The sequence below is a fragment of the Leeuwenhoekiella sp. H156 genome, assembly GCF_052218455.1.
Taxonomy (GTDB): domain Bacteria; phylum Bacteroidota; class Bacteroidia; order Flavobacteriales; family Flavobacteriaceae; genus Leeuwenhoekiella; species Leeuwenhoekiella parthenopeia.
Map to the genome: position 1 here is coordinate 2,498,227 of NZ_CP197499.1, position 21,964 is coordinate 2,520,190.

At 40.0% G+C, this 21,964-nt stretch carries 19 protein-coding genes; 15 read left to right on the plus strand and 4 right to left on the minus strand.

All coding sequences use genetic code 11. The features are described 5' to 3' along the window. Positions 1-161: 161 nt before the first annotated feature. From ACSSS3_RS10920 to ACSSS3_RS10935, 4 genes are all read left to right on the plus strand, one after another. Entirely contained in the window at positions 162-902 is a 741-nt protein-coding gene (locus ACSSS3_RS10920; protein ID WP_442844641.1) for a CDP-alcohol phosphatidyltransferase family protein, read from the plus strand. Positions 903-965: 63 nt separating this feature from the next. After that, positions 966-2,111 (plus strand): DinB family protein, encoded by a 1,146-nt coding sequence (locus ACSSS3_RS10925; RefSeq protein ID WP_442844642.1) that lies wholly within the window; start codon positions 966-968, stop codon positions 2,109-2,111. Positions 2,112-2,120: 9 nt separating this feature from the next. Next, positions 2,121-2,744 carry an NUDIX hydrolase gene (locus tag ACSSS3_RS10930; RefSeq protein WP_442844643.1) on the plus strand — a complete coding sequence of 208 codons (624 nt, stop codon included), beginning with the start codon at positions 2,121-2,123 and terminating at the stop codon, positions 2,742-2,744. 78 nt (positions 2,745-2,822) lie between these two features. After that, on the plus strand, positions 2,823-4,043 hold the full coding sequence (locus ACSSS3_RS10935; protein WP_442844644.1) for an amidohydrolase family protein: 1,221 nt from the start codon (positions 2,823-2,825) through the stop codon (positions 4,041-4,043). A gap of 800 nt (positions 4,044-4,843) precedes the next feature. On the opposite strand, the gene lptB is transcribed toward ACSSS3_RS10935, so the two are convergent. Genes lptB through ACSSS3_RS10955 form a run of 4 tightly spaced genes read right to left on the minus strand, consistent with a single transcriptional unit; the run spans position 4,844 to position 7,827 of the window. Beyond that, a complete protein-coding gene (lptB, locus tag ACSSS3_RS10940; RefSeq protein WP_228231728.1) occupies positions 4,844-5,584 on the minus strand; it encodes an LPS export ABC transporter ATP-binding protein in 741 nt (246 codons plus the stop codon). Between the two features lie 51 nt (positions 5,585-5,635). Then, positions 5,636-6,004: a carboxymuconolactone decarboxylase family protein gene (locus ACSSS3_RS10945; RefSeq protein ID WP_228231727.1), complete on the minus strand. Its 369-nt coding sequence runs from the start codon at positions 6,002-6,004 to the stop codon at positions 5,636-5,638. 12 nt (positions 6,005-6,016) lie between these two features. Beyond that, a complete protein-coding gene (gene tatC, locus ACSSS3_RS10950; protein ID WP_442844645.1) occupies positions 6,017-6,859 on the minus strand; it encodes a twin-arginine translocase subunit TatC in 843 nt (280 codons plus the stop codon). Then, positions 6,859-7,827, minus strand: a complete 969-nt coding sequence (locus ACSSS3_RS10955; RefSeq protein ID WP_228231725.1) for a KpsF/GutQ family sugar-phosphate isomerase — start codon at positions 7,825-7,827, stop codon at positions 6,859-6,861. The genes tatC and ACSSS3_RS10955 overlap by 1 nt, the downstream gene beginning before the upstream one ends. Before the next feature lie 84 nt (positions 7,828-7,911). Between ACSSS3_RS10955 and recQ the strand changes: the two genes are divergently transcribed. The 11 genes from recQ (at position 7,912) to ACSSS3_RS11010 (ending at position 21,961) form a co-directional block, all read left to right on the plus strand. Beyond that, positions 7,912-10,110, plus strand: coding sequence for a DNA helicase RecQ (recQ, locus tag ACSSS3_RS10960; protein WP_442844646.1), 2,199 nt, complete (start codon positions 7,912-7,914; stop codon positions 10,108-10,110). 130 nt (positions 10,111-10,240) lie between these two features. Continuing rightward, positions 10,241-11,131, plus strand: a complete 891-nt coding sequence (locus ACSSS3_RS10965) for a polysaccharide biosynthesis/export family protein (protein ID WP_442844647.1) — start codon at positions 10,241-10,243, stop codon at positions 11,129-11,131. After that, positions 11,132-13,618: a polysaccharide biosynthesis tyrosine autokinase gene (locus ACSSS3_RS10970; RefSeq protein ID WP_442844648.1), complete on the plus strand. Its 2,487-nt coding sequence runs from the start codon at positions 11,132-11,134 to the stop codon at positions 13,616-13,618. A gap of 1 nt (position 13,619) precedes the next feature. Beyond that, positions 13,620-14,477, plus strand: a complete 858-nt coding sequence (locus tag ACSSS3_RS10975; RefSeq protein ID WP_442844649.1) for an ABC transporter permease — start codon at positions 13,620-13,622, stop codon at positions 14,475-14,477. Continuing rightward, positions 14,477-15,298: a polysaccharide pyruvyl transferase family protein gene (locus ACSSS3_RS10980; RefSeq protein WP_442844650.1), complete on the plus strand. Its 822-nt coding sequence runs from the start codon at positions 14,477-14,479 to the stop codon at positions 15,296-15,298. Before ACSSS3_RS10975 ends, ACSSS3_RS10980 begins: the two co-directional genes overlap by 1 nt. A 2-nt stretch (positions 15,299-15,300) precedes the next feature. Beyond that, positions 15,301-16,602: an ABC transporter ATP-binding protein gene (locus ACSSS3_RS10985; protein WP_442844651.1), complete on the plus strand. Its 1,302-nt coding sequence runs from the start codon at positions 15,301-15,303 to the stop codon at positions 16,600-16,602. Between the two features lie 10 nt (positions 16,603-16,612). Beyond that, positions 16,613-17,905: a hypothetical protein gene (locus tag ACSSS3_RS10990; RefSeq protein WP_442844652.1), complete on the plus strand. Its 1,293-nt coding sequence runs from the start codon at positions 16,613-16,615 to the stop codon at positions 17,903-17,905. 187 nt (positions 17,906-18,092) lie between these two features. After that, positions 18,093-18,992 carry a class I SAM-dependent methyltransferase gene (locus ACSSS3_RS10995; protein ID WP_442844653.1) on the plus strand — a complete coding sequence of 300 codons (900 nt, stop codon included), beginning with the start codon at positions 18,093-18,095 and terminating at the stop codon, positions 18,990-18,992. Next, complete coding sequence (locus tag ACSSS3_RS11000; RefSeq protein WP_442844654.1) at positions 18,989-20,275, plus strand: glycosyltransferase; 1,287 nt, start codon at positions 18,989-18,991, stop codon at positions 20,273-20,275. Before ACSSS3_RS10995 ends, ACSSS3_RS11000 begins: the two co-directional genes overlap by 4 nt. Beyond that, positions 20,272-21,120 carry a glycosyltransferase family 2 protein gene (locus ACSSS3_RS11005; protein ID WP_442844655.1) on the plus strand — a complete coding sequence of 283 codons (849 nt, stop codon included), beginning with the start codon at positions 20,272-20,274 and terminating at the stop codon, positions 21,118-21,120. The genes ACSSS3_RS11000 and ACSSS3_RS11005 overlap by 4 nt, the downstream gene beginning before the upstream one ends. A 64-nt stretch (positions 21,121-21,184) precedes the next feature. Further along, the gene (locus ACSSS3_RS11010) at positions 21,185-21,961 is read left to right on the plus strand and encodes a glycosyltransferase family 2 protein (protein ID WP_442844656.1); all 777 of its coding nucleotides are present in this window, start codon (positions 21,185-21,187) and stop codon (positions 21,959-21,961) included. Positions 21,962-21,964 lie beyond the last annotated feature (3 nt).

The following is a 21,964-nucleotide window of genomic DNA, read 5'->3' on the forward strand; positions in this document are numbered from 1 at the left end:
GCTGTTGTTTCAGTAGCCATTTCGTTAGGGTCTTCTTAATTGGTAAAGGCTCCAAAAAGAATTTAGCTATTTTTACCCGGTAAGCGGGATTTCTTCAAACCAAAACCTTTGTTTTAGTGGAAACCCGTCTTACTATAGTACAACTAACCAAAACTCGTGTGATGACAATCAAAAAATACATTCCCAATGCGTTTACCATGGCCAACCTGTTTTGCGGGATGCTTGGTGTTTTTTTCGCTGCTACCGGTAAGCTGGATTATGCGGCTTATGCCGTCGTCGCGGGAATATTTTTTGATTTCTTCGATGGGTTTTTTGCCCGTATGTTTAAGGTGGAAGGCGAACTGGGTTTGCAGCTCGATTCGCTTGCCGATGTGGTGACCAGCGGTGTGGTGCCGGGTATGGTGATGTTTCAAATGCTGCACAAGCTGGAACATTGGAACACCGGCGAGCGCTGGGTAGAAGCCGGAATGACCTGGGACAGTATTTCGATAATTCCGTTTTTGGGTTTTGCGATTACCCTGGCTTCGGCTTTTCGCCTTGCGAAATTCAATATTGATACCCGCCAAACAACTTCGTTCATCGGTTTGCCTACGCCTGCAAATGCCCTGCTCATCACCAGTTTGCCGCTCATTGTTCAGTTTCAGGATTACGCACTTGCCGAAACCCTGATCACCAATACCTGGTTTTTACTTGCGCTTACCGCCCTGAGTTGCTATATGCTGAATGCTGAAATTCCGCTTTTCGCCCTCAAGTTCAAAAGCTGGGGGATGGCCGAAAATAAAGTACGCTACGGGTTTCTGGCCATCGCGATCATTCTGTTGTTTTGGCTCACCTTTTTGGCAATACCGCTTATCATTTTGCTCTACGTTTTACTTTCATTGGTTACAAGAGCCCGGGCTTAAAAAATTAGTTTTGTAACGTTTGCTATGAATTCAGGTCTTTTAAGAAATCAAATCAATCAAAAGATGCAATTCAAAACTACCTCATTACTCGTTTTAATTCTTACCTGCTGTTCGATCGGCCTAAATGCTCAAAAAACCATTTCCAGAAGCTGGACGTCTTTTACGCAGTCTATCGAAGTACAAACCGCAACCGAAGTCAGGTTTAAGCTTGTCGGAAAAATTAAAGTGGTTTCAGATGATCCCAAAGGGGTAGCGGGACTCTGGGCGCGGGTAGATAACAAGAATAAAGAAACCGGCTTTTTTGACAATATGATGGATCGACCGGTTACTTCAGATACCTGGGAAACCTACACTATCGAAGGAATCTTCGATCAGGAGGCCAGGACTTTGAATATTGGCGGTCTGTGTATGCAGAATGGCGATTTCTATTTTGATGATCTCAAGCTCCTGATTGCTGATGAGAATGGAGATTTTAAAGAAGCCCCTATTCAAAATGCTTCTTTTGAACAAAGTACCGCTGAAAATCCGTTGCTGGGTTGGAGTAGTGGTATTGCTGAAGGGCAGCAATTAAAAATTAAGGAATACGATCCGCAGCTTACTCAGGATACTGCAGATGGTTCACTTGCGATTCTGATCAAAGGTCGGGGAGCAACGCCGCCCCGCCCTATGGAGATTGTTGCAGAAGCAGGTTACACCCCGCAAATGGGGATTTTAGTGAGTATGCTCGACGCGATGAAAGAGCGGGTAGAGGGTTCGGTTAGAAATCATTCGGTTTATGAACTCGATTATTTGATGGACGAAAAGGCAAACAGCATTGGCTCCCTGATTATGCATTTGGCTGCCGCCGAAAAATTATATCAGGTAATGACTTTTGAAGGACGTTTTTTTAATAAAGAAGAAGAAAAAATTTGGGGTGCGGCGCTTAATCTGGGTGATGACGGAAGAGAATCCTTTAAAGGTCATGACGTTGACTATTATTTGAATTTGTATGATGAGGTGCGCGCTAAAACCAAAGAAGAATTGGCTAAGCGGGATGACAAATGGCTTGAGGAAGAAATCCCGGGTGCGGGAATGACTAACTTTTACGGCTGGTTTCACGTGATGGAACATCAGTCAAGCCATTTGGGTCAAATCTTACTGCTTCAAAAACGAATCAAGCCTGAAGATGTTCCCGAAGAAATCAAACCTTCGCAAACCATTAAAGATTAAATTACATTCATGGATATTTCGGCTAATCTTCTCAATCAGATCAAGAAAATAAAATCCCTTGCTGAAGCCGGTTTGGTTTTCAATAAAGAGAACTACGATGCCGAGCGTTATGAGGAATTGCGTGCGATTTCCCTTGAGATGATGAGTATTTTGGCTGATGTAAAGGTTGAACAACTCAGCGATTTCTTCCTTCCGGAAGCGGATTATCCCACACCCAAAGTCGACGTACGTGGTTTGATCATAAACGAAAAGAGCGAAGTGTTGCTGGTAAAGGAAACGGTAGACGGTAAGTGGACCTTACCCGGTGGCTGGGCAGATATCGGCCTAACGCCGAAGGAAAATGTGCTTAAAGAAATCGAAGAGGAAACCGGTTTTAAGGCTGAAGTGAAACGCTTGCTGGCGGTACTTGACAAACGCGAGTATCCGCATCCGCCCCAAACCCACTACGTGTATAAGCTGTGTTTTCTATGCGAAATTATTGAAGGTTCTTTCGATCCTAATTTTGATATCGGCGAGGTAGGTTGGTTTGCTATGAGTAACCTGCCGGAATTGTCTCCGGATCGTATTTTAAAAGAGCAGCTTCAAACGCTTTATGATCTGGCTCAGAAAGAGGCAGCAACTAAAGTAGATTAGTCCTGTTCTCCTAAACTTTTCCAAAAGCTTCAGACTCCCCGCCGGTTAACTTTTAACTTTAGTTGAAAGTCAACAACTATGAATAATTTTTCGCTAAAGAACGTACAATTACGCGGTCACGAAGGTCTGGTCGTTTTAAAAATTGAAGACGGAAAGGTGTCTGAAATCAGGAGTAATTTTTCGGTGGTAGACAAGGAGATTGATTGCGAAGGCAGATTGCTGATTCCCGGTTATGTGGAATCGCACATCCATCTGGATAAAGCCTGCATTTTAGATCGGTGTACGATCGAAAAAGGTACCCTTGAAGAAGCCGTAAACGAAGTGAGTAAGGCGAAAACGGAATTTACTGAAGAAGATGTTTACGCCCGCGGTAGCAGGGTGATTGAGAAAGCCATTAAAAACGGAACTCAGGTGATGCGCAGCTTTGTGGAGGTCGATCCGCGTGCGGGAATGCGCTCTTTTGAAGCTTTGGTGCGATTAAAGAAAGATTATGCATTCGCGCTCGACCTGCAAATTTGTGCTTTTGCACAGGAAGGTTTAACTCAGGAAATGGAAACCTACGGATTTCTGGAGGCGGCTTTAGATCAGGGTGCAGACTGGGTGGGTGGCTGTCCGTATAAAGATGAAGCTCCTCAGAAGCATATCGATCTCATTTTTGATTTGGGCGAAAAGTACAGGGTACCGGTAGATTTTCATCTGGATTTTGATCTGGATCCCGAAGGTTCGTCAATTCCCTACTTGTGTAAACAAACCCTCAGGCGGAAGTATCAGGGAAAAGTATCCATAGGACACGTCACCAAACTGGCTGCGATGGAAGAAAAAGACTTTGTAAAAATGGCTAAGAAACTCGCTGAAGCCCAAATTGCATTAACCGTACTCCCGGCTACCGATTTGTTTTTAAACGGAAGGGATTCCGGTAAACTCATTCCGAGAGGAGTTGCGAATGCCAATCAGCTTGGCGATCACGGAATTTTAACCTCCTTGTCCAGCAACAATATTTTAAATCCGTTTACGCCTTATGGCGATGCCGATTTATGCCGAATGGGAAATCTGTATGCTAATGTCGTTCAGCTTTCAAAGCAGGAACATTTGGAGGCTGTTTTTGACATGATTACCAAAAATGCAGCAGCCATTTTAAAAGTACCTTATGAGATAGCTGAAGGCAGTCCGGCTACTTTTGTTTTGGTAGATGCTGAAAACCGGGCAGATGCGATTCGCGAAGTCGTAAAACCATTAAAGGGCTGGAAGAATGGAGTACTCACCTTTGAAAATCCCAGAGCCCGAATATATAGATCCTAGAATCGCTATTAGCCTTTAAACATGTTTCCTGACTAAAGCTTAGAAACCTTACGCGAAGGGATTGATAGTAGCGAGATACGGAGTTCCATTTGTTCTATCCCGTATTCTAAAGCATTGCAAAAGCACGATCATCCCGAAGTCAACCACAGGAACTGTGGAAAAGTGTGGGTTCAGTGTGGATTCAATGTGGGCTCAGTATGGGTTCAACTGGGCTTATCCTGAGCGCTATAAGCGTATAGAGTTTAAAGGAGTATAGAGGATCTTGAAAAGAAATTTGAATCCTCAAGTTCTGCCTGTATAGTTTACTTAGGATTAAAAATCAGCCTTGTTTAGCTATAACAGGATTTATTTACTAATCTGTATAGCTAATTTAGGACGGGTCAAATCAAGCCTCAAGCAGGGCAACTCCCAGTCAAAGCCTACTCAACCCCTAGGATAGAGTATGAAGAGTGTATGAAAACGTGTTTTAAAATGCAGAAAATTAAGATTTCATTAACAATAAAGCGGGTCAATTGTCAAGGTGGCTAATTGAAACCTAAACTAAGGGTTTAGAATGGTTTATAAGCAAGGCTTCCCAATAAGCCGTCTTATCTTGCTTTGTAGAAGTCGGATGCTCAAACAGCTCTGTCATCCTGTAAATTCGATTACATAACGGTTAAATACCAATTGTGGAGTAAGCCTAACTTATCCAATGAAAAAGCAACAGCTTTTTGAATAGTGTGGCGGTTATGCCAGTACTGCCGAAGACTCCTAAACAGATCCGGGTAGATGAAAAGCGTGTTGGAACGTTTTGTAAGTGTCTACTGAAACAATTTCTTTTTACGCAGCTCAAAATTTTGACCCAGATATACTTTACGTACCATTTCATCCGCTGCCAATTCTTCGGGCACTCCGTGTTTTAGGATATTTCCTTCAAACATCAGATAGGTGTGGTCTGTAATCGCAAGCGTTTCCTGTACGTTATGGTCGGTGATGAGAATACCGATGTTTTTCTGCTTAAGCTGTGCCACAATCCGCTGAATGTCTTCAACCGCTACGGGGTCAACTCCGGCAAAAGGTTCATCAAGCAGAATAAAATTAGGATTGGTAGCCAGTGCACGGGCAATTTCGGTACGGCGTCGCTCCCCACCCGAAAGTAAATCCCCGCGGTTTTTACGTATGTGTCCCAGGCTAAACTCATCGATGAGTTCTTCCATCTTGTCATGCTGTTCCTTTTTGCTCAGTTTGGTCATCTGCAGTACGCTAAGTATGTTTTCTTCAATACTCAGTTTTCTAAAAACCGATGCTTCCTGAGCGAGATACCCAATGCCATTTTGGGCGCGCTTGTACATAGGGTATTTGGTAATGTCTTTATTGTCGAGATAAATAGTACCACCGTTTGGCTTTATCAAACCTACAATCATATAAAAAGAGGTGGTTTTACCGGCTCCGTTAGGGCCCAGCAAACCTACGATTTCGCCTTGCTCTACTTCAACCGTGATGTCTTTTACGACTTTCCGGCCTTTGTAGGATTTCATTAAATTTTCTGCGCGTAGTTTCATCTTCTTAGAGTTGATAGGTTCATTTAAAACGTAAGCTTTTCGCTTTGCGTATTATTCCTGCGCGGCATTTGCTTCCAAAGCCTCCCAAAATTCATAAGCCCGGCGCAAGTGAGGGATCACTATGGTTCCCCCAATAAGGGTGCCAATGCTTAGGGTTTCCATCATTTCTTCTTTAGTAACTCCTTCTTTGTAGCAGGTTTCTAAATGATAACGTACACAATCGTCGCAACGCAACACTGCAGAAGCTACTAGACCCAGCAGTTCTTTGGTCTTAACATCAAGGGCTCCCGGGGCGTAAGCGTTAGTATCCAGATTAAAAATGCGGTTGATAACCTTGTTTTTATCTGCCAGAATTTTATCGTTCATTTTAGCACGATACGCGTTGAATTCGGCTACCGGATTGGTTTTAGTTTCAGACATATTAGGGGTAAATTAAGCTTGTTTCTTTTTCAATTTATTTTGTTCTTTCAACTCTTTGCGCATCACAAAAGCCGAAATAAGTATACTCACTTCATACAAAATCAATATCGGGATCGATACGATTACCTGGGTAGAGATGTCGGGAGGGGTAATAATTGCAGCAACAATAAGTACAATGACCAATGCGTATTTCCTGTATTTTTTTAAAAATTGAGGCGTAACCAGACCAATCTTCGTGAAGAAATAAATAATGATGGGTAATTCAAAAATCAACCCTGCAGCAATCGCACTCGAGCGCACCAACCCGATGTAAGAGCTGATGTCAAACTCGTTTTTTACCATATCACCTACGGTAAAATTCGCGAGGAAATTGATGGAAAGCGGCGCGATAACATAATATCCAAAAAGCACCCCCATAAAGAACAATAACGACGAGATTATAATAAAACCTCTGGAGTTCTTGCGTTCTTTCTCGTACAGGCCGGGCGAAATAAAACGCCAAAATTCATAAATAACGTAGGGGAATGCAACCACGAGCCCCACGATGATCGAAGTCCATATAGCCGCATTAAACTGCCCGCCCATGGTTCGGTTTTGAATGATAAAATCCATTTCGTTTATACAGCCTTTATCGGAACCAAAAATATTAGCTATCTGACAAAGCAAATCGTAGGATATAAAATCGGGTCTTGCGGGAGCAAAAATGATTTGGTCAAAAATAAAATCCTTAAAAATAAAGGCGACGGTACCTACAATGACAATTGCCAGAGTGGCTCGTATTAAATGCCATCTCAATTCTTCAAGATGGTCTAAAAAAGACATTTCATCGGGGTTTGCCTGCTTTCGTTTAGCCATTATAGGATACCTTCTTTGATTAAATCGTGCAAATGTACTACTCCTGCATAATTATTTTGCTCATCTACGGCCAGGAGTTGCGTGATGCTGAATGTTTCAAGTATCTCGAGCGCCCGTGTAGCCATCGCATCACTTTGTATGGTTTTAGGATTGCTGCTCATAATACTTTTTGCGGTAAGACCGGTAAGTACCTCGTTGTTCTCCAGCATACGTCTGATGTCTCCATCGGTAATGATGCCGGTGATTTTACTGTTTTGAGTGACCGCCGTAACCCCAAGTCGTTTTCGGGATATTTCAACAATCACCTCTTTAATGGGAGTGTCTTCAGAAACTTCGGGTTTTTCATGTAGACTTATAAGGTCGCTTACGCGTAAAAACATACGTTTGCCCAGAGCGCCACCGGGATGGTATTTGGCAAAATCTTCCTTGGAGAATCCGCGTAAATCTAAAAGGGCTAAGGCCAGTGCGTCTCCCAGCACGAGCTGCACCGTGGTGCTGGTAGTAGGTGCCAGGTTATGCGGGCAGGCTTCCTTTTCGGCGTAAGCCCAAATAAGCGCATCGGCATTTTTAGCGAGAAAGGATTCTTTATTAGAGGTCATGGCGATGACCTTGTTTTTACGACTCCTGATAAGCGGAATTAAAACCTTGATTTCGGGTGTGCTGCCGCTGTTTGAAAGGCAAAGCACCAGATCTTCGTCGAGTATTGTTCCCAGATCGCCGTGAATGGCGTCGGCTGCATGCATAAAGACTGCAGGTGTTCCGGTGGAGTTTAAAGTGGCAACAATTTTCTGCGCAATGATCGCACTTTTGCCTACTCCGGTAATAATTACACGACCTTTTGCGTTAAATATTTCCAGTACGGCTTTGGCAAAATCCTCATCCAGGAGATCCAGAAGTAAGGCTACAGCTTGATGCTCAATATGAACCGTGCTTCTGGCATTTTTTAAAATCTGCTCGTAGGTATTCAAAAGTAATGGGATTAAGCCGTTTGTTAGTGGAGTAGAAATTACTATATTTAGGTTACAAATGTATGCAAAATTGAAGAAGCATTAATGGATTCAGGCGAAATAGACTTACACGCGGCCCTCAAGAAATATTTTGGTTTCAGCAAATTTAAGGGACTACAGGAAGATGTTATTACAAGCATAGTAAACGGCAAGCATACATTCGTGATTATGCCCACCGGAGGTGGGAAATCACTCTGTTATCAACTCCCTGCACTTATACAGGAAGGCACCGCGATTGTAGTGAGCCCGTTGATTGCCCTTATGAAAAATCAGGTAGATGCGTTACGGGGTATTTCAAAAGAGAATGGCATCGCGCACGTTTTAAATTCATCTTTGACCAAGGGTGAAACCAAGCAGGTGAAAGAAGATATTTCTAATGGCATCACCAAGCTGCTCTATGTAGCTCCCGAATCCTTAACCAAAGAGGAGCACGTGGATTTTCTGCGTCAGGAAAAAATCAGTTTTGTTGCTATTGATGAAGCGCATTGTATCAGTGAATGGGGGCATGATTTCAGGCCCGAGTATCGTAATCTGCGACATATTATCAAACGCATAGGCGAAAACATTCCTATTATTGCGGTTACTGCGACAGCCACTCCTAAAGTGCAGGAGGATATTCTCAAAAATCTGGGCATTTCTGATGCAAACACCTTTAAAGCCTCATTTAACAGACCCAATTTATATTACGAAATACGCCCTAAAACCAAGAACGTCGATGCAGACATCATTCGGTTTGTGAAGCAAAATCAGGGTAAAAGCGGAATCATTTACTGTCTGAGCCGTAAGCGGGTTGAAGAGCTTGCACAGGTTTTACAGGTTAATGGAATTTCGGCTGTGCCCTATCACGCCGGGCTTGATGCAAAAACCCGGGTGAAACATCAGGATATGTTTTTGATGGAAGATGTGGATGTTGTTGTGGCAACCATCGCATTTGGTATGGGTATCGATAAACCCGATGTGCGTTTTGTAATTCATCATGATATCCCCAAAAGTATAGAGAGTTACTATCAGGAAACCGGCCGTGCCGGAAGGGATGGTGGTGAAGGGCACTGCCTGGCGTATTATTCCTATAAAGACATTGAAAAGCTCGAAAAGTTTATGAGCGGTAAACCTGTTGCTGAACAGGAAATAGGTCACGCGCTGTTACAGGAAGTAGTGGCTTATGCCGAAACATCCATGTCCCGGCGCAAATTTATTCTGCATTATTTTGGGGAAGAATTTGATAATGAAACCGGTGAAGGTGGCGATCTGGATGATAATGTGCGCAATCCCAAGAAAAAGCACGAGGCTCAGGATGAGGTGGTGCAGTTGCTAAAAGTAGTAGAGCAAACTGGAGCTATTTACAAGGCCAAGGAATTGGTATTTACGCTTGTGGGTAAGTCAAACGCTATTATTGCTTCACATAAAACCGATGAAGAGCCTTATTTTGGGAGCGGCAAAGAAAAGGAATCATCCTATTGGAAGGCATTAATTCGTCAGGTTTTGGTTGCCGGCTATCTGAAAAAGGATATCGAAACCTACGGTGTGATTAAACTCACCGATGCCGGGCGTAAATTTATCAAAAAGCCCATGTCGTTTATGATGACTGAAGATCATTCGTACGACACCGATTCCGATGAGGCTCCAAATGCAAATCTTCGTCCCGGAAGCGGCACCGATGACAAACTGGTGGCTATGCTGAAAGATTTGCGGAAAAAAGTAGGTAAGCGCAAGGGAGTTCCGCCATACGTGGTTTTTCAGGATCCCTCGCTGGATGATATGGCGATTAAATACCCCACTACAATCGACGAACTGTCAACTATTTTTGGGGTAGGAGAAGGTAAAGCCAAAAAATACGGAAAGGAATTTGTTGAGCTCATCAAAAACTATGTTGATGAAAACTACATCCTTAAACCCGATGATTTGGTCGTCAAGTCAACCGGCTCAAACTCTGCGCTTAAATTATACATCATTCAGAATGTAGACCGAAAACTACCTCTTGATGATATTGCCTCTGCAAAAGGTTTGGAGATGAATGATTTTATCAAGGAAATGGAGGTGATTGTCTACAGCGGTACCAAGCTTAACATCGACTATTGGATTGAAGATTTGCTCGACGAGGATCAGCAGGAAGAATTGCACGAATACTTTCTGGAAGCAGAGACTGACAATATTGAAGAAGCTCTGGCTGAATTTGACGGGGATTATGATGAGGATGAGCTGCGTCTCTACCGCATCAAATTCATTAGTGAAGTGGCCAATTGATAAAAGGCCTTTCAATCGTCTAGTGACCTCTTATTTACTACAAAAGTAACTTTAACATACTTCTTTGCGCTCAGGTTTCCTAATTTAATGTTAAGGCTATATATTTGTTTCAGTTGCTATCCCAACGTCTATGAAATTTCTTACAAATGCGCCCCCTTTATCCAAAAAATGGGACTTAAGGCAGCGAAGCTTTGGTATTCTCTCTCGATTTATAAGCTCAAAATCTGCTGCGATCGCGGCTAAATTGCTTATTCTTTTTATACTGATGTCCCTGACATCATGTATTCCTACAAAAAAACTCAAGTATTTACAGGAAAATCAAATTGCTCAGGATAGCCTTATTCAGGTTAATCTGCAGCAGAGGCCCTATCACGTTCAGATAAACGATGTGCTGAGCATTCGGGTAAAGGCGCTCGATCAGGAACTTGTTGCATTATTCAATCCTGCTTCTGCGGGAGGAGAAGGTGCTTCACTTGATGAGGGCTATTATTATGACGGCTTTGTAGTGGATCGCCACGGAAAAATACGTTTGCCAACACTTGGTGAAGTATCGGTTTTGGGTTACACAACCGAAGAAATACAAAAAATCATTGAAGAGAAATTGCTGGAAGATTATTTTACGGAAGAGGCTAACATATTCGTAACCGTTAAGTTGGCGGGAATTAAATATACGATTGCCGGAGAAGTAAGGGGTCCCGGTACGAAAGTGGAACTGGTTGAGGAACTTACACTGCTTCAGGCTATTGTAAATAGTGGAGATATTAGCCAATATGGTGACCGTACCGATGTTTTGGTGATTAGACAATATCCGGGCGGAAAGAAAATACATCACGTAGACCTAACGAATATCGACGCTCTCAATTCGCCTTATTACTATATTCAGCCTAACGATTTGATTCTGGTTAATCCGCTTCCGCAGAAATCCCTGGGAATCGGTACGACCGGCTTACAAAACTTAAATGTAATTGTTTCTTTATTTACACTGGCAGTAACCACAGTGCTTCTGGTTACCCGACTCTAGATGGAAGATGAATTTGAAATAAAAGACCTGCAAAACTTCTTTGATTTTAGAGGTTTTTTGCTCAAGGTTCTTAGCTGGTGGCCGCTATTTGTGGTGTGCATAGGCATCGCCTATTACATTGCCTACTACAAGAATGTGCGCAGACAAACCGTGTATCGAATGAGTAATATGATCACGGTGAAAGATGATCAAAACCCGTTTTTTACATCAAATACCAGTCTCACCTTCAATTGGGGTGGTACGACTGATAAGGTGCAGACCGCAATTATACTGTTGCGTTCCCGCAGTCATAATGAAGATGTAGTTGAAAAGCTTCAGTTTTATGTAGATTATCTGCAGCAGGGCAAATACCATTTGGAAGATATTTACGGTTCAACGCCCTTTGAAGTAGATGTCAATACCGCACGGCCCCAACTGCTGAGCAAAATGGTAAAAGTGGTTTTTGATACCGATTCTACCTATACGCTGAATATCGATTTTAACGGAGGCTCAGGTCAGGCTCAAAATTATGACACTAAAGAAAGCTTTAATTTACCGCTGCCGGCAGCTTCGGTAAGTGAACGCTTTGCCCTGGGAGACCCGGTTGATTTGCCTTATTTTAATTTTAAGCTAAAACCTTCCGGAATACCTGCGCAATTAGGCAAGGAGTATCTTATTCGTTTTAATGGTTTTGACGGTGTGGTAGGACGCTATCGGGGCATCGGGATCGACCAGACACCTTCCGGATCCAGTATTTTGACATTGAGCCTTACCGGTAGCAATAAAGCCCGACTCGTAGATTTCCTCAATTCATCGGTACGTATTCTGGCCGAAAATCAACTGGAGCGCAAGAATCTTTTTGCGACCAAAACCATTCAGTTTATAGATAGCAGCCTTGCCATTAAATCGGTTGAGATGAAAAGCGTTCAGGAAGAGCTTAATCAATTTCGCGATGAAAACAGCAGCGTAGGCATTGGGAGTAGTGAAGAAAGTCTCATTGCCAAAATAACGGAGCTTGACGCCCAAAAGCAGAATCTGGAGCAACGTTTACAATACTATCGGGACCTGGAAAATTATTTGCGTTCCCGTGAAGATTACGGTACCGATATTCCGGCACCTTCCATAACAGGGATTGGGGAAGGAAGTGTAACACAAAGTGTCTCAAGTATTATTGAACTGGCTGAAGAGCGCAGGCGTTTAGCTTATACGGCAAAACCGAATAACCCGGCTTTCAGGGATCTGGATCGTCGTATCAATGCCATAAAGGCGGTGTTGTTTGAAAATATGGCTTCGAGTCAGCAGATTATAAATAACCAACTGCGTGATGTGCGTAATGAAATTGCCCGAACCGAAGGACAAATGCGCAAGCTGCCTGCTGAGCAGCAACAGTTGTTTGGGATACAGCGGCGGTATAATCTGACCGAGGGCGCGTATGGGGTTTTTCTCGACAAGCGCAGTCAGGCTGGGATTGTAAAGGCAGCCAATGTATCAGATATTATCATTATCGATGAGGCTAAGGATACGGGCGGCGGTGCAATTAGCGCCAATGACGGGGTGAGTTATGTGATGGCTGTGGTAGGAGGTGCCGTGGTACCCCTGACCTTTGTTTTTCTGTTGTTTTTCTTTGATACCAAAATCAGTAATCCCAACGAAATTAAACGTTTATCGGGAATACCGGTTTTAGGAGCAATAGGTAAAAGCAATTCCGATAGCAATTTGGTGGTTATCGAGGATCCGCGTTCTGCAATTGCTGAAGCCTTTAGGGGCTTAAGATCCAGTCTTCAGTTCATCTATCGAAAGCAGAATATACAGGGAGCTAAGACGGTGCGTATTACTTCTTCGGTAAGCGGTGAAGGAAAGACCTTTTGCAGTATCAATCTGGCCAGTGTATTCGCCTTAAGTGAGCGCAAAACGGTTTTGGTTGGGCTCGATCTTCGCAAACCAAAAATCTTCGGGGATTTTAATTTGCCCAATGAAAATGGGGTGGTGAATTACCTTATTGGGGAAAACAAGCTGGATGAGGTGATTCAAAAGACAAAAGTCCCGCATCTGGATGTGATTCTTGCCGGGGCGGTGCCTCCCAATCCTTCAGAATTGCTGATGAGTGATCAGATGGATGTGTTTATGCAGGAGCTTAAAAAACGTTACGATTATATCATTTTAGATACTCCGCCGGTAGGTCTGGTTTCTGATGCTTTAGAATTGGACGAATATATAGACGCGACTCTATATATCGTCAGACAGCACTATACTAAAAAAGGAATGCTTCGTCTGATAAATGATAAATATCAGAAGAAAGAAGTTCAAAACATCAGTTTTGTGCTCAACTATTTTAGCGCGAGAAGCAAGCTGGGCTATGGTTATGGCTACGGCTATGAGTATGGCTACGGTTATGGGAAGTATGGGGAAGCCTATCGTCAAAGCGATGCTAAAAAAGGCTTGCTTTATAAAGGTAAACGCATATATAAAAAAGCAGGACGCTGGTTAGACCAACAATTGGAAAAGTAGGATGGCAGAAAACGAAGATTGGTTGTATGAGATTAAGCCCAAAGGTAAATTGATCGATCTGAACCTCAGGGAAATTTGGAGGTATCGGGATTTATTGATGTTATTTGTGAAGCGAGATATCACAACGGCATATAAGCAAACCATTTTAGGTCCACTTTGGTTTCTTATCGCACCTCTTTTTACCAGTGTGGTTTTTACATTAGTTTTTAACGAGGTAGCAGGAATCGATAATGGTGCGATTCCCAATTTCCTTTTTAATCTTACCGGATTGACCTTATGGAGTTATTTTAAAGAGGTCTTAAGCGTTTCAAGTTCGGCTTTCACCTCGAATGCAGGTTTATTTGGAAAGGTGTATTTTCCGCGATTTATTGCGCCGGCTTCACGGGTGATTTCTGGATTGTTTAAGTTTGGTATTCAGGTAATCATATTGATTGTCTTCTATGCCTACTATTACTACAAGGGTATGGATATTCTTCCCAGTGCGAGTTTGCCTTTGATCGTTGTAATCTTGCTGAATATCATTTTGATAGGAATGGGATTTGGCCTAATTCTTTCTGCATTGACTACAAAATATAGGGATTTGAACGTATTGATCGGTTTTGGATTAAATTTATTATTATACCTAAGCGCAGTGATGTATTCGCTGGACGCAGCTCGTGACAAATTAAAGGACTACTACTGGGCGGTAGAATGGAACCCTATTGCTCAGATCATTGAGAGCTACCGCAGTTTATGGTTCAATAGTCTGGCGATTCATTGGACGGGTATATATGCAGGATTTTTTCTGGGAATCCTGGTGTTTTTCTTAGGATTGATTGTGTTCAATAAGACGGAGAAGACTTTTATTGATACGGTTTAGTGGCAAAGCAATTAAGTCTGTACTGGTGGAGCGAGATTTATATTCAAAAAAAAGATCGGGAGAATTATGGCGATCTCTTGGGTAAATATTTGACAGAAAAGATCTCCGGCAGGAAAGTTACCTGGCTAAGAGCAAACCGATTTTATCTAAAGAACCTGTGGATGCCGGTATACGTAACCATAGGAAGTATTTTAGAACATATAGGTAGTCATTGCATTGTTTGGGGTAGCGGAATCAGTCATCGGGATGCACAGATCGCAAAGGCAACTTTTACAGCGGTAAGGGGACCATTATCACGAAAACGTATTCTAGAGCTCGGGTACGATTGTCCGGAAGTATATGGTGATCCGGCATTGCTGTTACCGCTATACTTTGAAGATGTTCAATCCAAAAAATACGAGTTGGGTATTATTCCTCATATTAATGATTATAGGAAGGTTAAAAATATGATGAAGGAAGACCTGACCATCTGCATCATCGACTTTCTGACCAATGATATTGAATCAACAACCCGTCAAATCCAGTCCTGTAAACGTATTATTTCCTCGTCCCTCCACGGCATCATAGTTGCGCACGCGTACAACATTCCGGCGGTGCAGGTGAAATTCTCAAATGCTATCTTTGGTGACGGGGTAAAGTACCTTGACTATTTTCTCTCCGTAGGACTGGAGGCTTACCATCCCATTATGGTTACCAATGAAATAAACAGCATGTATTGGATTGGTCAGGTAGATGCGCATAAGCATAATTTACCAAAACAGCAGACCATAAAAGACTTGCAAACCGAACTGATGAAAGCCTGCCCCTTTTTAAAAGAATGACTATGAAAGAGGATATCATTCTAAAGATAGAAAACCTTTCCAAACAATACCGTTTGGGTAAAGTAGGAACCGGGACCTTAGGTCATGATATCAATAGAGCCTGGGCGAAGCTACGAGGCAAAGAAGATCCGTATTTGAAAATTGGTGCGGTAAATGACCGCAGTTCAACTGCCAGTTCAGACTATGTGTGGGCTTTGAAGGATATCAATTTTGAAGTAAAGCGCGGTGAAATTATTGGGATCATCGGTAAAAACGGCGCAGGTAAATCTACTTTACTAAAAATTCTTTCCAGAGTGACTAGTCCAACCACCGGTAGCATTAAAGTAGGGGGGCGTATGGCCAGCCTGCTTGAAGTAGGGACGGGAATGCACCCCGAGCTTACTGGCCGTGAAAATATCTACCTCAATGGTGCTATTCTGGGGATGACTAAAGCTGAGATTGCCTGTAAGATCGATGAGATTATTGATTTTTCCGGTTGTCAAATGTATATTGATACCCCGGTCAAGCGCTATTCCAGCGGAATGGGTGTTCGGTTAGGTTTTGCCGTAGCCGCCTTTTTGGAACCGGATATTTTGGTAGTGGACGAGGTATTAGCAGTTGGTGATGCAGAGTTTCAGAAAAAGGCCATTGGGAAAATGCAGGATATTTCAAGCACTGGGGGTAGGACCGTATTGTTTGTGAGTCATAATATGGACAGTGTCGCGTCTTTATGTACCAGAGCAATTCATCTAACAAATGGTAGTATAGCAAATAGTGGTACTACAAAAGAAATCATAAGTGAATATTTAAATACTCAATTGACACACCACACAGACCTTGAAGCGATTTCTGATAGGAAAGGGAATGCTGAATTGCTCATGAAGAAAATTGATTTATTTGAAGTTGATCAATCAGTGTCTAAAACGGTATTTAGTTTAGGGGAAAAATTAAAATTCATCCTCACTGTGTCAAAGACATCATCGCCTGTACCAATCGAAAGCATTAAAATTATTCTTGGAATTTATAATGAAAAAGGGGATGGTATTATTCGCCTTGAGCATAACATGGAGGCTTTGACTAATCCCACTTTAAATGATGATTCTAATAAAATTATTTTTGAGTGTAATATTCAGGATCCTCTAACCATCATTCCAGGAAATTATAGTGTAAATGTTGCTATCTTCAAAAACCAAATTTTGGCAGATTATCTTTCAGGCAAGATATTGTTTTCTATTATCAATGAAAACTACTTAGGGAGCAGTAAGCTACCAAGTGATATAGATCTGGCAAAAATTGTTTGTAGAAGCCAATGGGTGGTGCGTTAAATATATTTCAATGAGTCAACTTAAAATTATACCTTATTTATATGATCAATCTGGCCGAGTTTTAGTTACAGACAATAAGGTATTCCGAATAATTGAAAAAAAGGAAAAGATACAATCCTATCGAAGACTTTTATCATCAGAAAATATTATAAGGCTGCACGAAAAAGGTCTCATAGAAACTACTATCATTGAGGAAAAATCTAGCTCCAATAAGCTCACCTTAGAACATAAGTATCTCCCTTTTATCTTGCACCCTGTCGAGTATACAAATGAAATGTATTGGCAAGCTGCAGTACAATTTATTGAACTTAATCAAGAATGTTTCAAATTAGGTTTTGTTACATATGACGCACATCCCTACAATATCACCTTCTATCGTAATAAACCTATTTTTATTGACTTCGGATCTCTAATAGAAGCCCAATCTGTATCTGATGAATGGTTTCAGGAATTTTGGGAAAAGTTTGCTATTCCTATTTGGTTGAGTTCTTTTTCCAAAAAAACTTTCAGACTTTCGAAAGAATTGAGGAAAGAACATCAGTACGGTTTCGGTATGTCTTTAATGACCTCTTCTTATAGTAAAGCACTGTTGTTTAGAAAGTTTTTGGGATTAGCAAAATTTAAGGAAAGACCTAATATCTTATTTCAGGAAATTTTAAGATGGTTGATGGATCATAGACCGCTGCCTGTATCTAAACAATATTGGTCAAATTATTATAAGGAAGAGAAGTTTGATTTTTTATCACCAAGAAATAAAAAAGAAAGTTTTTGTTTAGAAATATTCCAAAATGCAAGGTATACTAAAGTAATAGATCTAGCGTCTAATAAAGGCTATTTTTCAGAAATGGCTGAACATTTCGGAGCAGAAGTGTTATCCTTTGATTATGAAGAGGAGATAGTAAATACACTATTGAAAAAGAATAAAGTAACACCTGCACATATTGACTTTAATTTACCTACACCTGCCCTTGGCCCAGGTTTGTTTTGGGGTGATGTTTTTTCAAGATTAAAGGGTGAGTTAGTCCTAGCACTTGGTTTAATACATCACATATGTGTCAGGCAAAAGACTCCAGTTTATTTATTTTGCGAAACGTGTTTAAAGTTTGCCACAAAGGGGATACTGCTAGAATTCATTTTTATGGAAGATAAGCACGTCAGGACGTGGAACGAAACTAAACCTCCAGATTATAATATAGAGACGATTAGTGAATTTTTTTCTCAAAAATTCACTAATCGTAAGGAAAGCGAGCTTGAATTAAGGGATGGACTTAAGAGGCAATACCTATATTTTTATAAGGATTGAGCATAATATAATTTCAAAGATGTAGATTCATTCTAAGTTTTAAAATCAATAACTTTTTTTATCCCCTGAATTCAATGAATATTAGATACTGTTCAGTAGTTTAAAATTTCAAATTTCTAGTATTGATTGATGCTTCAAAGTAAATATGAAATTTTTAGCCAACGAAATCTATTAATACTGATAAGCGATGTTTGAAGTGAATCCCAGTAATAATTCAACACTTGTTAAAACTTATAAAACCAAAGATCTTATTTCTAAATATCAAAAACAGCTCAATTTTGATATTACTCAATATTATAAAGGAATAGATGAAATCAAATTATATGAGGAGCTTTCTAGTGGTTATCAGTACTACTATCCATTAGATATATATGGTGACAGTGCTTTTTATGAACACCTTCAGAAATTTGATTGGTATTATATGCCTTGGAAATGGGAACACGAATATCTACTGAATAAATTAAACAAAAAAGATAAGGTACTCGAAGTTGGAGCGGGTGGTTTAGGTTTTATTCAAAAACTTTCGGCTTTGAATTTTGACTGTGTAGGCCTTGAATTAAATGAGCAGAGTATTGAAAAAGCTAGAGAATTAGGATTGGATGTAAAGAAAAAATCTATACAGGCATTTTCGCTGAAAAATAATGAGTCGTTTGACGTTGTTTGTTCTTTTCAGGTACTTGAGCATATTACTGATGTACACTCTTTCATTTCCTCAAAGATCAAATCTTTAAAGCCTGGCGGTAGACTTGTGATCTGTGTGCCAAATAATGATTCATTTATAAAATATGACGAAGGAGGTATTCTAAATTTTCCTCCTCACCATGCAGGTCGGTGGAACAGGAAATCTCTAAACTCAGTCGCTTCCTATTTTAACTTGGAAATAGTGGATGTAGTCTATGAACCTCTTCAGGCATACCATTCTCAATGGTATATTTCGTCACTTTCTAGACGTTTGAAAAAGAATTTTTTTATTAATCGGATCAATAAATTTTTATCAATTGATAAATTTATAAGGGCTTACGTAGAAAAATATCGGAGTCGCATTATTGGACATTCTATAATGTTTATTTATAAAAAAAAGCATTGAAAATACTACTGGTAAATACCTTCGACCGTGGTGGGGCAGCAAATGCCTGTATTCGACTTCATCTAGCTCTATTAGATATGGGTGTTGACAGTAAATTACTTTTAAAAAGAAAGTTTAAGGATATCCCTCAGAGCTATGAGTTTAAAAAAACAACTAGGACAAAGTCTAAGTTAAGCAGATTACAAAGCCGTCTTACTCGTTTGATTGACCGTTCTTGGCCTAGGACTTTTAAGTCATTCTCAAAATTAAGTTCTGAAGATCAATTTTTATTATTTCGAGATAAAAGACTTTCACTATTCTCTTTTCCAGAAACTGAATTCGATATTACGGAAAGTAAATTATATCAAGAAGCTGATATTATTAATCTTCATTGGGTCGCCAGATTTGTTGATTTTCAAAGCTTTTTTGAAAAAAATCAAAAACCTGTTGTTTGGACGTTGCACGATATGAATCCTTTTACGGGTGGAGAGCATTATCAAGACGGTATACTTGGTTTAACTAAAGAAGATAAGCCGATACTTAGGAAGGTAACTCCGCAAGAGCAGGAAGTGCATCGAAAAATAATTGAACTTAAAAGCAGTTCATTACCTTCCGATTATAATATTCAAATTGTTGCACCTTCAAAATGGTTATATGAGGAGTCAGCTAACAGTCAATTATTCCATTATTTTCAGCACCACCATATTGCAAATGGTCTTGACTTAAATAATTTTAAAATAATTAGTCAAAAGTTTGCGAGAAAGCTCTTGGGTTTACCTAAAAATAAAAAAATCCTACTTTTCCTTGCAGAATCAACATTAGACAAGCGTAAAGGTCTAGACTTTCTATTTAGTGCCATAAAAAATATAGAGGATACTGAATTAAATATATGTGCTGTAGGAGTTGGTAATGATAAGCTAGAAGATGCAGGAAATCTTCATTATTTGGGCTATATAGGTGATCAAAGATTATTAAACCTATGCTACAGCGCGGCAGACGCGTTCGTTATACCTTCACTTATGGATAATCTACCCAATACGGTGATAGAGTCTCTTTTTTGTGGGGTACCTGTAATTGGGTTCAAAGTTGGTGGAATAATTGATATGATAGAACCTGAGAAGAATGGTTTACTCGCTAATGAAATAACAAGTGAAGCATTAAGAGATACAATTATCGATTTTTTACAAGACCCGTACAGATTTAATCGTAAAAAGATAAGGTCAAATGCTGTAAATAAATATTCTTCAAATTTACAGGCAGCCAAGTATATAGAGTTATTTTCCTCAATTAATAAAAGCATTTGAAATTTTCAATAATAACTATTAATTATAATAACCTTAATGGTTTAAAAAAAACTGTTGATAGTGTATTATGTCAGGATTTCGAGGATTTTGAATTTATTATCATTGATGGTGACTCAATTGATGGTAGCGCTGAATATCTTGTTGAAAATCAAGCTTATTTCAGTTATTGGGTAAGCGAGCCTGATGCAGGAATCTATGACGCCTTAAATAAAGGAATTCTAGCCTCCACAGGAGATTATCTTTTTTTTCTGAATAGTGGAGACTGGTTATACTCTTCGGAAATATTAAAAGCTATTTCTCAAAATATTTTGTGTGGCAGGGATATTTATTATGGTGACGTAATGTTGCAATTTCTAGATCGTGAAATGTTATACAATTATCCCAGAGATTTGAGGTTTAGTTATTTTTTTAACGGTACTATTTGTCATCAGGCCATGATCATAAGTAAAAAGTTATTTTCGGAGGTCGGACTTTATAATACTGATTATACAATAATTTCTGATTGGGAATTTATTCTTAAGGCAATCTTTATCCATCAGTCTTCTTACAAGAAACTTGATATCGTTTTTTCAAATTATGATATGTCTGGCGTATCAAGTCAATCTCAAAATAGAACTCAAATAAGAAATGATAGAAAGGTCATTTTAAAACAGCTTTTTCCTGGTTTCGTTCAAGATTATCAAGAATATATTGACAATAGGAATACAATAAATAAAATTGATAGGCTATTAGGTAGCTCCTTCTACAAGACTTTAAATAGACCAAAGGCAACGAAAATCTTTAAGGCCTTTTTTAATGCATTTGATTTTGCATACGATGTGTTTGTTGGATTGAAAATTAAATAGTTAAAACTTTAGCTATATAGGGATAATTATCAAGTTTGCCCAATCTAAAATAGAGACAGAATAAATGAAAATTTCCATAATAACGGTTAACTTAAATAATCAAGTAGGTCTCGAAAGAACTTTAAATAGTATTGAAAAACAGACATTAAGAGATTTTGAATGGATTATTGTTGATGGCGATTCCACAGATAATAGCAAACAATATCTTGAACAGAATAGGCATTTTTTTACGCATTTTATAAGTGAACCCGATGCAGGTATTTATGATGCGATGAATAAGGGTGCCTCGATAGCAAAAGCAGAGTATCTCTATTTCTTAAATAGTGGTGACGAGCTCCAAGGACCAGATGCATTGCTGGAAATAGAATCGCATTTGGATGGCACCGATTTAATTTACGCTAACATCAATATCATAGATGGTGCAACCAAGAGAATCAAGAAAGCTCCGGAAAAATTGAGTTTCAGGTATTTATACGATGATCTGCCAGCACATCAGGCAACCTTCACTAGAAGGATACTTTTTGAAAAACTGGGAGGTTATGATGCTAGCCTTAAGATTGTGGCTGATTGGAAATTCTTTGCAGTGGCCGTTCTCAAGAATAATGCGAGCTATAAATATATCAATAGTAGTTTTTCCAATTTTTATATGGGAGGTATAAGTTCGCTGGAAATAAATGCTAAACGCCTAGAACATGAACGTAAGCATATCTTAGAACGTGAATTTCCTATTCTTTTGGAAGATATTAAACATCGGTTTTATCTCGAACGTACGTTGCGAAGCCTTAGAAAATCACGTAGAATTTTGTTGTTACAGCGATTGGGATTGTTGAATAAATTCTAACCT